Origin of the sequence: Luteolibacter sp. SL250 (assembly GCF_026625605.1) — a bacterium.
Classification (GTDB): domain Bacteria; phylum Verrucomicrobiota; class Verrucomicrobiia; order Verrucomicrobiales; family Akkermansiaceae; genus Luteolibacter.
Map to the genome: position 1 here is coordinate 813737 of NZ_CP113054.1, position 12095 is coordinate 825831.

Consider the following 12095-nt stretch of genomic DNA (forward strand, 5'->3'; position numbering starts at 1 on the left):
GTCCATCCTTTGCGGGGTGGGCCGCTTGCTTTTCATGAGACCGGTAATGCTCCTTCGACTCGTGGTGGTGATGCTTTCGCTCACGGGCTTCTGCGGTGCGCAGAAGGCGGTGAAGGTCACCAACATCCCCAACGTGAGGGCCATCCCGTACTCGGAGGACCGGGCGGACGTTTCGGTGGCGACGGAGGGCGTTGTGGTTTGGGTGGATGCGTCCCCGGTGAGGTTTTTCTACATCCAGGACCGGAGCGCGGGGATCCGGGTGGAGCCGCCACCTGGGACGGAGCTGCCATCGGTGGGGGATTCGGTCCGGATCAGGGGCCGGTTGGCGTGGACGGACAACGGGGTGGAAATCCATCAGGCGGGCGTCGAGATCCTCGGGCATCCGGGTCTGCCGAAGACGCGGCGTGCGTCCTCCGCCAGCATGGCGACCGGTGCGGAGAACGGTTTGCGGGTGAATGTGCGCGGCTACCTCCGCCATGCGCAAATGGCGGATGGCCGCCTGCGGCTCACCCTTGATTCCGACGGTGTCCGCATTTCCGTGGTGGTCGCGGATGCCGATCAGGTGAATGCCGAGGATTTCATCGGCAGGTATGCCTACGCCAATGGAGTGGTCAGTCCAGGGGCGATGCCTGGATCGTTCGAGGTCCTCGTCCCCTCGTTCGATCACATGTATTTCCGCAAACGTGAAGCGGGAAGCGGAGGGAAGCCCATCCCCATCTCCGACCTGTTCCGCTACCGGAAAGGATACAACTGGGGTGACCGGGTGATGGTCCGTGGGCGCGTCATCGGCGTGCTTGGAGGGGAGGTGCACATCAACGACGGCACGGGAGGCATCGTGGTCCGTGGGGATGATCCGGGGCGGTTCGCCGTCGGGGACTGGATCTCCGCGGTGGGATTCCCCGAGTTCGACGGCGGGGTGCGGGTTTTCTCCGATGCGGTGCTCACGGAAGCCGATCCTTTCGGGAAAGTGATGCCTGCTGAAGTGAAGGCGTCGGAGCTGTTGGATCCGGCGGCGAACCACCGTTACGTCTCCGTGACCGGAAAGCTGGTGGACTTCATGAACTCGTGGCCGGCGGGGGCTGGTGGCGAGGGCGGGGCGCCGCTGGTCCTGGTGCTGAACGCCGGAGGAACGGTCTTCGAAGCGATGGTCCCGTCGGCTCCGGAGGGTTTCTCCCCGGAAGTCGGTGCGCTTCTCCGGGTGACCGGGGTGTGCCAGATCTCACCGGACCAAGGAGGGCGGCCGGGAAGCTTCGCCGTGCTGGTGTTTCCTCCGAAGGGAGTGGAGGTGGTGCAGGGACCGGGCTTATTCAATGAACGGCGGCTGCTGATACTCCTCTGCGTGACGCTCCTCATTCTCGCCGTGACGGCTTTGTGGGCGTACGGCGCGGCGCGGAAGAACGCGGAACTGCTGGCGGAGGTGAGGGAGAGAAAGGCCATCACCGCGGAGCGCGGGCGACTTGCAGGGGACCTCCATGACACCCTGGAGCAGATGTTGACGGCCATCCACCTGCAGGTCCATTCGCTGGGGATGGAAAAGAACATGCCTGCGGCGGCGCATGAGGGCGTATCGTCCATCCGTGACCTGGTCAGGCAGTGCCATGTGGAGATCCGCAACTTCGTGTGGGACCTGCGGCCCGCGGCGCTGGAGCACTACGATCTCCCGCGCGCACTCGAAAGGATGGCGAAGTCCCTTGTCCTGGGCACGCCCACACGCGTCTCCGTGATCCGTCCCGCTCTCCTTGCAAAGATACCCTCATCGGTGGAGGACAATCTGCTCCGCATCGGCCAGGAAGCGCTGACCAACGCGGTGAAGCATGGAAAGCCGGAGGAGATCACGATCCGGATCGAAACAGTCGGAGCGGAGCTGCTGCTGGAGATCGAGGACGATGGCGTTGGAACTCCAGGCGAACTGGTTGAAGGGTTCGGCCTGCGCGGGATGAGGGAAAGGATCGGGCGGATCCAGGGGACGCTGGAGATCCTTCCGGGCCGGGAAAAAGGGATGCTGGTGCGCGTGAAGGTTCCTCTTCCCTGATCGGGTGCGTCACTTCAGTCGGATGATCCCGCGGCGCAGGGCAACGGTGACGGCCTCCGTGCGGTCCCGCACCTGGAGTTTTCCGAGGATGTTGCGGACATGGGTTTTCACCGTTTCCTCGGACACACCGAGGATGCCGGCGATCTGTTTGTTCGCCTCCCCCTGTGCCAGCAGCAGGACCAGCTCCTTTTCCCGCGGTGTCAGGGTTTCCGTGCGGTTGCGTTCCTGGAGTTTTTTCTCGGCCTCGGGGCTCAGCCATTGGCGGCCATCCATCAACGCCGCGATGGCGGGCAGGATCTGGTCGCCGGAGCTGTGCTTGAGGAGATAGCCCATCGCACCGGAGTTGAGGGCGGTGTGGATCTCCTCATCCCCGTCGTGGCTGCTGAGGACGAGGATGCGGGCTTCGGGAAATTCCGCGCGGATGCCGCGGATCGCTTCCAGTCCGTCGCTGGCCGGCATGCGCAGATCGACCAAAGCGACGTCAGGGCGCGATTCACGGAAGGCACGGATGGCTTCCTCACCGTTTGATGCCTCCGCGCAGACCCGCAGTTCGGGCGTGCGGGAGATCAGGCTTTTGAGGCCCTCCCTTACGACGAAGTGATCATCGGCGATGAGGATGGTGACGGGACGGGAATCGTTCACGGAGTTTTTGTGAAAGTGACCCGGGGCGGGGGAATCCGCAAACTTTTAGGCCGGTGGCCGGGCGATCTCCCGGCGCTGCCGTTCCGGGGTTCTCAGGGTTCCGGATCGCGCTTGCGCTTGCGCGTGGGTTTTTCCTTGCCGAACTCATCCGGATCCGCGGTGGACGGCACCTTGAAGCCGGTTTCCCGCTTCAGTTTCTCCAGCTCGCCTTCCAGCTCCAGGCGGAGTTCCGCCTTCTCCGGATTGTCGTAGTGGTTGGTGAGCTCGTAGGGATCCTTTTCGTTCTCGAAGAGTTGGTTCCACCGCGGGTTCCCCGGGTAGGTGATGATCTTCCCCTTGGTGGAGCGCAGGCCGAGGACGGTGGGGTTGCGGAAGTTCCGTTCGTAGAAGTATTCGTAGAGGAAGGACTCGCGCCAGCCGGTGGGCGGCTGGTCCTCCAGCAGCGGGCGCAGGCTGCGGCCCTGGAAGGACGCCGGCAGGTCGATGCCCGCGAGATCCACGATGGTGGGCGCGAGATCGATGTTGAGGACATGCGGGGTGATGTCCCTGCCCGTGATCTTGTGGAACGGGGAGCGGATCAGAAGGGGTACCCGCAGGGACTCGTCATAGGCGGAGCGTTTGTCGCCCAGTCCGTGTTCGCCGAGGTAGTAGCCGTTATCGCTGGTGAAGATGACGATGGTGTTCTTGTCGAGGCCGAGCGCGTCCAGTTCATCGAGGATGCGGCCGAAGCTGCGGTCCGCGCTGGTGAGGGTGCGGAAGTAGTCCAGCATCTTCGGATTCCCCGGGGCGGAGTTGCGCGTGTCGTTGACGCCCTCCGGGCGGAAGGGGGCTGGTGACTTCAGGTTGGGGACGGGGTTTGCTTTTTCCCCGGCATACTTGTCCTTGAGGTCGGCATGAGGTTCGCGCGGGCCGTGTACGGACTTGAACCCTACGGTCAGCAGGAAAGGCCGGTCCTTGTTCTCCCGGAGGAAGCCGATGGCGTGGTCCGCGGAGGCGTCATCGACCCATTTAGGCTCGATGACCTGCCTCACTTCGCCGTCCTTGCGGATGGTGACGGGGCAATCGAAGAATTTCCCCTGGCCCTGGAAGCTGGCGGAGAAGTCAAAGCCCGGCCGTTCCGGCTGCGTGCCCATGTGCCACTTGCCGATATAGCCGGTGTGGTAGCCGTTCGCCTTGAGGACGGAGGCGTAGGTGACGCTGTCAGCCGGCAGCGGCGTGTGGTTGTTGGAGACGCCGTGGGTGTGGGCATACTGTCCGGTCAGCAGGCTGGCGCGGCCGGGGGAGCAGAGGGAGGTCGTGACGAATGAGTTCCGGAAGATGGCTCCCTGTGATTTCAGACGGTCGAGCGCCGGTGTCTCCAGCCAAGGGAAACGGGCCTTCTCTCCCTGCTCCTTCTGCACGGCGGCGATGGCGTCCCACCGCTGGTCATCGGTGAGGACGAAAAGGAAGTTCGGCTTCTTCGCTTCCGCGAATGCGGACAGGGATGAGGCGATGAGAAGAAGGAGCGGGAGTTTCATCGGTGAGGCTATTGCTTGCCGAGATTGACGCGCACTCCGCGGATGTTTCCCTTGAACGGGGTGACGGTTTCGTAAGGTCCGACCGGTGCGCCGCTGTCGGTGCCCACGCTCAGTCCGTCACGCGGGTTGCTGCGGAATAGTCCGCTGAACTCCGCGGTCGCTTCCTTGCCGGCTGCGGAAAGAGTGACCTTGCCATCGGCGGCGAGCGCGGCTTTCACCTCGACGCCTTTCCCGAACGGACCGGGGATCTCCGCGGTGGCGGTCTGGCCGGCGCTGCGGATGAAGAAAACCAGCTTCCCTTCCTGGATGGAAAGGGAGATGCCGTGCAGCGTCCCGCCCTGCGCGAGGATGATGCCTTCCTGCCCGTCCTCCGCATCGATGGTGGCGGTCAGGGTGATCGCGCGCTTCGCCAGGTCCGGAGCCTGGTTGCCCTCCAGCTGGTCGCCCGCCTTCAGTTCGAAGTTCCGCTTGTTGCTTCCTTTCCCGCCTTTTCCGCCGGGGCCGCGCCAAGCACCAAGAGGCAGGACATCCGCCCGGGCGGCCCAGGCATCCCACTTGGCGGACAGATCCTTCACCCTGTCCGGCTTCGAGGAAGCGAGGTCGTTCTGCTCGCTGCGGTCCGCGGCCAGGTCATAGAGCCGCCATGGCTGGTTCTCCAGGGCGACGAGCTTCAGGTCGCCCTCGCGGATGGCGCGGTTGCCTTCATGTTCCCAGAAGATCGGCTGGGTGCGGCCCAGCTTTTCGCCCTTGAAGGCGGGCAGCAGGCTGACGCCTTCCTTCGGCGTGATCTTGTTGCCCTTGAACTCCGCCGGATACTCCGCGCCGGCGATGTCGACGGCGGTGGCCAGGATGTCGATCAGGTGACCGGGCTGGCTTTCCAGCGCGCCTTTCCGCGCGTCCTTGATGACGGCGGGCCAGTGGGCGATGAGCGGGGTGGAGATGCCGCCTTCATCCGTGTAGTGCTTGTAGCGGACGAACGGGGTGTTGTTCAGCGTGGCCCATGTCTGGCCGATGAAAACGTCCGACTCCGCATCACCGAGGTTCCTGCCATTGGCTCGTCCGCGGATGCCCGCCTCCGCGTTGCCGCCGTTGTCACTGAGGAAGAGGATCAGCGTGTTGTCGAGCTGGCCGCGCTCGCGCAGGCCATCCACCAGGATGCCCACGCCCTTGTCCATGCGCTCCATCACGGCGGCGTAGATGGCCATCAGGTGGTCATAGTGGTCCTGGTCCTCCGCGGAGAGACTGTCCCAGGCGGGCACCTCCTCCGGGCGGGGGGAGAGCGGCCATTTGGGATCAATCAGCCCTTCGGCGATCTGCCGCTTGTAGCGTTCCTCGCGGAGTTTGTCCCAGCCCACCTTGAACTTGCCGCGCCAGCGGGCGATGTCCTCCGCCGGTGCCTGCAGCGGGAAGTGCGGCGCGTTGAACGCATTGTAGAGGAAGAACGGCTTCTTCTCCGCGAGCGCCTCGTCGATGAACTTCAGGCCGAAGGTCGGCCACAGGTCGCTGGCGTACCAATCCTTTGGCAGTGGGTCGCCGTCACGGCCGACGTCCTTCCCGTTGTAGAAGATTTTCGTGTTCTTTGAGTCGGGGAAAAAGAACCCGCCCGCCGCGGCGGTGAGCGTGCGGTGGAAGCCGCGCTCCTCCGGCTTCACACCGTGGTTCTGGCCCACGTGCCATTTCCCGGTCATGGCGGTGAAGTAGCCTGCCTGGCCCAGCACTTCCGGGATGGTGACGCAGGTGTTGTTCAGGCGTCCGGAGTAGCCGGGCCGGATGTTGCCATTCTCATCCCTGCGCTCTTCCGTCATGTGGCCGACCCCCGCCTGGTGCGCGTAGAGGCCGGTCAGCAGGGAGGCGCGCGTCGGGCAGCAGCGGGCGCCGTTGTAGAACTGGGTGAAACGCAGGCCGTTCTTCGCGAGCGCATCCAGGTTCGGCGTCTTCAGCTCGCTGCCATACGAACCGAGGTCCGACCAACCCATGTCATCCACCAGGAAGACGACGATGTTGGGCTTCGTTGGTTCCGCCGCATGAAGCGGCAGGGCGAGCGCGGAAAGGATCAGGAAAAGGCGTGTGGGTCTCATGATGGATGGTGTGTGCGGGGCCGGGTTTTCACTTTCCGGCGGAGATGAATTCCTCTCTGGAGAGCGAACCATCCTTGTTCTTGTCAAAGCGGGTGAAGCGTTCCGTCTGGTCCTCCTGGTTGGCCAGGAACTCCTCGCGGCTCAGGATGCCGTCATGGTTCTTGTCCCGGTTGGCGAAAAGTTTCGCCCGGTCCCGGCCGGCGGCTGGTTTCTTCGTTGCGGTCTCTTTCTCCAGTTCGGTGACCTTGATCTGCTTCTTCGCCTCGGGCAGTGCGGCCAGCTTCGGCTTCAGTGCGGCCACCGTCTCCGGCTGATCCTTCACGAGGTTGCGGGTCTCCGCCGGATCCGTGCCGTAGTCGTAGAGTTCCCATTCCGCGGTCTCCGGAGCGGCTCCGGGAGCTTTCCACTCCACCAGGCGGTGGGTCGCGGTGCGCAGGGAGCGTCCGATGAGCGGGCCGCGCGGATAGACCTGATAGACCACCTCGTTCACCGTAGCGGCGGGGTCCTTCAGCACGGGGACCAGGCTTTTGCCTTCCAGCGCGGGCTTTGATCCTGGATGCGGCAATCCGGTCAGCTCCAGCAGCGTGGGATACAGGTCAATCGACTGGACGAGCGACTTGGTCTTGCCGCCCGGTGCGGTGACACCCGGTGCCGAGATGATGAAGGGGATGCGTGTCGCCTGCTCGAAGTTGCTGTGCTTCGCCCACAGTCCATGGTCGCCCAGGTGCCAGCCGTGGTCGCCCCAGAGCACAACGATGGTGTTCTCCGAAAGCCCGAGACGGTCGAGCGCGTCCAGCAGCTTGCCCACCTGGGCGTCGGTGTAGCTGGTGGCGGCGTAGTAGCCATGGATGAGCTCCAGTTGCTGGGCCTCCGAGAGGTTCCCGGAGTTCTCCGCGCCACGGTATTGGGAGAGTTCGCCATTCGGCCGCATGGCGGCATCCGGCGCTCCCTCTGGAGCTTTCTGGTATTCCGCCACCTTCAGGTCGGAGCGGGTGTAGAGATCCCAGTATTTTTTGGGCGCGACGAATGGCAGGTGCGGACGGATGAAGCCGGCGCCGATGAAGAACGGGGTGTCCGGGCGTTCCTTCGCGGCTTCCAGACGCTTGATGACTTCATTCGCGGTGAGGCCGTCGGCATACGTGTCATCCGGCACATCGGCGGACTCCACCGCCGCCCCACGCGGGGCCTTGCCGTTCTTCCGCCGGGGTGTGCCTTCCGGTGGCCCGCTGGTGTCCAGCGCGTAGGTTTTTCCGGACGGCTTTACGTGCGGGACGCTCCAGGATGCCGCATCATCCCCATTGCCGTGGCCGGAGTGGTAGAGTTTCCCCACCGCTTCCGCGCGGTATCCGTTCCTGATGAACTGCTGTGGCAGGGTGATCGCATCCGGAGCCGCCTTGCGGAAATTCGTCGCCAGATCATAGATGCCCAGTGTCCCCGGAGTGATGCCGGTGAGCAGCGAGTTCCGGGACGGGGCGCAGACCGCTTGGTTCGTGTAGGCGTGCTCGAAGAGGATGCCACGCGCGGCGAGACGGTCGATGTTCGGCGTCTTCGCGTGGGGATCCCCATACGCGCCGATGAGGGGTTTCAGGTCATCGACGGCGATGAGAAGGACGTTCTTCTTCGCCTGCGCGGCAAGCGGGAGTACGGAGGAAAACAGCAGCAGCAGTGAGGTGGGTATTTTCATCTTGGTGGTATCGTGGCGGTTCAACATGTCACCGACCCGGCGGGCGGGGCTGAAGTCACGGCGGTGGCAGCGGCTCATTCATCATCCGCCGCAGACTTCTTTTTCTTTTTGCCCTTCTTGCCGGCCTTCGCGGGTTCGGACGGATCGTTCTTGGTCGGGAACTTTGCGCCGACGTCTTTCCGCCAGTCGTTGAGCTTCGCCAGCAGGGACGCGGCCTTCTCCGGTTGCGCGGTGGCCAGGTTGTTCTTCTCGCTGAGGTCGGAGGAGAGGTCATAAAGCTCAAGCGAGCGGTCCTCCAGATTCTCGACGAGCTTCAGGTTCCCCTCCCGGACGACGCTCACCGGCTTCGTCCGCCAAGTGTCGTTCCCGGAGCCGAGATAGCCGGGGAAGTGCCAGAAAAGGGCGTCGCGCTTCAGGGTGGAAGAGGGGTCTTTCAGGGAAGCGACGTAGCTCACCCCGTCGAGCGGCTGGTTCTCCGGAGCCGGAGCGCCGGAAAGCTCCAGCAGCGACGGATGTAGATCGACCGAGATGATGGGCGTTTCCGAAACTGAGCCCGCAGGGATCACACCCTTCCAGCGGAAGACGTAGGGAACGCGGATGCCCCCTTCATGGAGGGTGCCTTTCCCGCCGCGCAACGGGGCGTTGTCCGTGGTGTCCTTTGCCTGGATGCCTTCGCGCTGGTAGCCGCCCACGCCGCCGTTGTCACTGGTGAAGACGATGAGGGTGTTCTCTGAAAGCCCCAGCTCGTCCAGCTTCGCGGCGATGCGGCCCACGCTTTCGTCCACGCTGGCGATCATCGCCGCATAGACCGGATCCTTGTGCCCGCCGCTCGCCGCCTTGTCCTTGAACTTCGCCACCAGCTCCGGCTTGGCCTGGAGAGGACTATGGACGCCGTAGTGCGGCAGGTAGAGGAAGAACGGCCCGTCCTTGTGCCGCTCGATGAAATCCACCGCCTTGTCCGTCAGGAAATCCGCGAGGTAGGTGCCCTTCGGGTAGGCCGTCTCCGGGGAGGTCTTGAAATTGAAATGCTTTCCGGACGCGACGATAGCCTCGTCAAACCCGCGCTTCGACGGATGGGCCTCTCCGGATTCGCCGAGGTGCCATTTGCCGAACAGGGCGGTGGCATAGCCCGCTTTCTTGAGAGACTGGGCGATGGTCGTCTTCTCCAGCGGCAGCGAGGCCAGATTGTCCACCGGCCGCAGCGGGCGGCTCTGCCAGTTGAAGCGGTCGATGTTGCCCACGGTATAAACACCGGTGCGCGGGCCATATTGTCCGGAAAGCAGGGCCGCCCGGGTGGGCTGGCAGTTCGGTCCGGCGGTGTAGCCGCTGGTGAACTTCACCCCCTCCTTTGCCAGCCGGTCGATGTTCGGGGTTTCATAGTACTTGCTGCCGTAGGCGGATACATCCGTGTAGCCGAGGTCGTCGGCGAGGATGAACACGATGTTGGGCTTCTTCCCTTCGGCGAACGCCCCGTTGCCCAGCAGGGCGAAAAGAGCGGGCAGCAGGGAAACACGGCGGATCAGTGGATGGGTCATCGTTGGAAGGCGGGAAAAGATGGCCGATGAAACCTCGCCGGCGGGCGGAAGTTTCGTGACATCTGCCGTCACAAGGGCGGATTTCGGAATCAGGGATGATTTCATGGGGAATCGGTCGGGTGCCGGTTCATCCAGAAGTCTGGTCTTCCACCGAGTGTCGCAAGGCGGGGGAAAAGTTCCCGCCGGTAATGGGGTCCGGAGTGTTCCGTTGACCGGGACGCACGCGACCATCGCGGTCTTGCGCCTTCCGGGCAGAGTTTGGTTTCCGGACCACGATCGGTCAAATCAAATCATACTAAATTGAGTATATTAGTATAATTTGCGCCGTGACTGACTAAGTCTGCGGCCCAGCCGGAAGCGGCGGCGTGCTTTCGTAGATCGTCGGATCGGCGATCCCCGCCAGCAGGAACGCCTCGCGGCGCTCCACGCAGGTCCCGCATACGCCGCAGTGGATCTCCCGTCCCTTGTAGCACGACCACGTTTCCGCGAAGTCGATCCCCAGGTCCCGCCCGATCCGGGCGATGCCCGTCTTGTCCGTGTCGATGAACGGGCGCAGCAGCTCCGTCCGGGCGTAAGTGCCCTCCTGGATCGCGGTGGCCATCCCCTGCATGAAACTTTCCCGGCAGTCCGGGTAGATGGCGTGGTCCCCGGAATGCGCCGCGATGACGAGGCCGTCCGCCTCCACGCTCTCCGCATACCCCGCCGCGATGGCCAGCATGATCCCGTTGCGGAACGGGACCACGGTCTTCTTCATGTTTTCCTCCGCGTAGTGCCCTTCCGGGATCTCGCCGCCGGACTGCAGCAGGTCGGACGTGAAAAGATCATCCATGAAACCCAGTGGCACCACATGGTGGGCCACGCCGTTCCGGTCCGCATGGAGCTTCGCGAAGGGGATCTCCCGGTGGTTGTGCTTCGAGCCGTAGTCGAACGAAAGGCAGCCGATGACCTCATGGTGCGCCAGCGCGTGGTAAAACGCCGTCACCGAGTCCATGCCCCCGCTCAGCAGCACGCACACCTTCATCGTTCCGCCGTGTCAGGGTAGGTCGCTTCCGCCGTGAGCTGGATACCGCCCCGCGGCGCGAATTCCCCCCGCACGATCAGTTGCGCCGGGTTCATCACCTTCACCAGGTCATCCAGGATCCGGTTGACGATCTCCTCGTTGAAGGACGGCTGGTTGCGGAAGGAAGCCAGGTAGAATTTCAGGCTCTTCGTCTCCACGCAGGTCTGGGCCGGGACGTAGCGGATCAGGATCTTCGCGCTGTCCGGCTGACCGGTGACGGGGCAGAGGGAGGAAAACTCCGGACAGTTCAGCGTGATCCAGTAGTTCCGCCCCGGACGATGGTTCGGGAACACCTCCAGCACCGCCTCATCGGGGGACTGGGGTAGCCTCACGGATTTCCCCAACAGGGAAAGGTCATCGAGATCCTTGCGTTCTGCCATGCCCGGAATTTGTGGGATCACGCTACCCGGGTCCACCGAAATTGTGGGGTCCGGCGAAACAGGGACGGAGCGGGTTTCCGGCTGGTGCTTGACAGGTCCGCGCGCGATGAGGCCTTGTTGGTCCAACGAAAAGATTTATGTCGGAAGCGATTCTTGTAACAGGCGGGGCGGGATACATTGGATCCCATACGGTGAGGCAACTCGCGCGGCTGGGCCGCAAGGTCGTTGTTCTGGACAGCTTGGTTTACGGCCACCGCGATGCGATCGTGGATCCTTCCGTCGACTTCGTCGAAGGGGAGGTGGGCGACCGCGCTCTCCTTCAGGCTCTTTTCGAGAAGCACCGGTTTGGTGCCGTCATCCATTTCGCGGCCTTCACCTACGTGGGGGAATCGGTAACGGATCCGCTGAAATACTACCGCAACAACACAGCGGAGCCCCTGACCCTTCTGGAAGTGATGCGGGACAGCGGCTGCAAGGCCTTCGTTTTCTCCTCCACCTGCGCCACCTACGGCGTGCCGGATGCCATCCCCATCACCGAAAGCAACCGCCAGCAGCCGATCAACCCCTACGGCCGCAGCAAGCTGATGATGGAGTGGATCCTGAAGGACTGCGACACGGCATGGGGGCTGAAAAGCGTCTGCCTGCGCTACTTCAACGCCAGTGGCTCATCCGCCGACGGCCTGATCGGTGAGGACCACAATCCGGAAACCCATCTCATTCCGCGCGTGCTGATGGCCCTGACCGGAGAGATCACGCATCTGGAGGTGTTCGGCACGGACTATGAGACACCGGACGGCACCTGCATCCGGGACTACATCCATGTGGAGGATCTGGCGGACGCGCACGGACGGGCGGTGGACCATCTCCTGTCCGGAGGGGCCTCCCTGCAGTGCAATCTGGGAACGGGGGTCGGTGTGTCCGTGAAGGAAATCATCGATGCGGCGCAGGAAGTGACGGGCCTCGAGGTCCCGGTGAAATATGGGCCCCGCCGTGAGGGCGACCCGCCCCGCTTGGTGGCGGACCCATCGCTGGCCGCCGGAGTCCTGGGATGGACCGCAGCCCACAAGGACGTCCGCGACATGCTCCGTCCCGCCTGGGCATGGATGACGGGACCGCGGAAGGGCAGGTACGCGAACACCCCCGGCTCCGCGCCTTGACGCGAAAACG

9 protein-coding genes are annotated in these 12095 nt (G+C 63.8%); 2 read left to right on the forward strand and 7 right to left on the reverse strand.

Annotation, left to right across the window (positions count from 1 at the left end; translation table 11 throughout):
* The first annotated feature begins 46 nt into the window (after nucleotides 1-46).
* Complete coding sequence (locus tag OVA24_RS03715; RefSeq protein ID WP_267673626.1) at nucleotides 47-2032, forward strand: sensor histidine kinase; 1986 nt, start codon at nucleotides 47-49, stop codon at nucleotides 2030-2032.
* Nucleotides 2033-2041: 9 nt separating this feature from the next.
* Here the strand turns inward: OVA24_RS03715 and OVA24_RS03720 are convergent, their stop codons facing one another.
* The 7 genes from OVA24_RS03720 to queF all read right to left on the reverse strand — a co-directional run bounded on the left by OVA24_RS03720 (nucleotide 2042) and on the right by queF (nucleotide 10928).
* Complete coding sequence (locus OVA24_RS03720; protein WP_267673628.1) at nucleotides 2042-2674, reverse strand: response regulator; 633 nt, start codon at nucleotides 2672-2674, stop codon at nucleotides 2042-2044.
* Between the two features lie 92 nt (nucleotides 2675-2766).
* Entirely contained in the window at nucleotides 2767-4191 is a 1425-nt protein-coding gene (locus OVA24_RS03725; protein WP_267673629.1) for a sulfatase family protein, read from the reverse strand.
* 8 nt (nucleotides 4192-4199) lie between these two features.
* Nucleotides 4200-6269, reverse strand: coding sequence for an arylsulfatase (locus tag OVA24_RS03730; protein ID WP_267673631.1), 2070 nt, complete (start codon nucleotides 6267-6269; stop codon nucleotides 4200-4202).
* Between the two features lie 28 nt (nucleotides 6270-6297).
* Nucleotides 6298-8031, reverse strand: coding sequence for a sulfatase-like hydrolase/transferase (locus OVA24_RS03735; RefSeq protein WP_267673633.1), 1734 nt, complete (start codon nucleotides 8029-8031; stop codon nucleotides 6298-6300).
* Entirely contained in the window at nucleotides 8028-9488 is a 1461-nt protein-coding gene (locus tag OVA24_RS03740) for a sulfatase (RefSeq protein WP_267673635.1), read from the reverse strand. The genes OVA24_RS03735 and OVA24_RS03740 overlap by 4 nt, the downstream gene beginning before the upstream one ends.
* Before the next feature lie 334 nt (nucleotides 9489-9822).
* The gene (gene queC, locus OVA24_RS03745; RefSeq protein WP_267673637.1) at nucleotides 9823-10509 is read right to left on the reverse strand and encodes a 7-cyano-7-deazaguanine synthase QueC; all 687 of its coding nucleotides are present in this window, start codon (nucleotides 10507-10509) and stop codon (nucleotides 9823-9825) included.
* A complete protein-coding gene (gene queF, locus OVA24_RS03750) occupies nucleotides 10506-10928 on the reverse strand; it encodes a preQ(1) synthase (RefSeq protein WP_267673639.1) in 423 nt (140 codons plus the stop codon). The genes queC and queF overlap by 4 nt, the downstream gene beginning before the upstream one ends.
* 137 nt (nucleotides 10929-11065) lie before the next feature.
* On the opposite strand from queF, the gene galE reads away from it, so the two are divergent.
* Entirely contained in the window at nucleotides 11066-12085 is a 1020-nt protein-coding gene (gene galE, locus OVA24_RS03755; protein ID WP_267673641.1) for a UDP-glucose 4-epimerase GalE, read from the forward strand.
* Nucleotides 12086-12095: the final 10 nt, after the last annotated feature.

Coding starts and splice junctions, on each gene's coding strand:
- OVA24_RS03715 (WP_267673626.1), top strand. CDS start 47: ATGCTCCTTCGACTCGTGGTGGTGATGCTTTCGCTCACGGGCTTCTGC.
- OVA24_RS03725 (WP_267673629.1), bottom strand. CDS start 4,191: ATGAAACTCCCGCTCCTTCTTCTCATCGCCTCATCCCTGTCCGCATTC.
- OVA24_RS03730 (WP_267673631.1), bottom strand. CDS start 6,269: ATGAGACCCACACGCCTTTTCCTGATCCTTTCCGCGCTCGCCCTGCCG.
- OVA24_RS03735 (WP_267673633.1), bottom strand. CDS start 8,031: ATGAGCCGCTGCCACCGCCGTGACTTCAGCCCCGCCCGCCGGGTCGGT.
- OVA24_RS03740 (WP_267673635.1), bottom strand. CDS start 9,488: ATGACCCATCCACTGATCCGCCGTGTTTCCCTGCTGCCCGCTCTTTTC.
- queC (WP_267673637.1), bottom strand. CDS start 10,509: ATGAAGGTGTGCGTGCTGCTGAGCGGGGGCATGGACTCGGTGACGGCG.
- queF (WP_267673639.1), bottom strand. CDS start 10,928: ATGGCAGAACGCAAGGATCTCGATGACCTTTCCCTGTTGGGGAAATCC.
- galE (WP_267673641.1), top strand. CDS start 11,066: ATGTCGGAAGCGATTCTTGTAACAGGCGGGGCGGGATACATTGGATCC.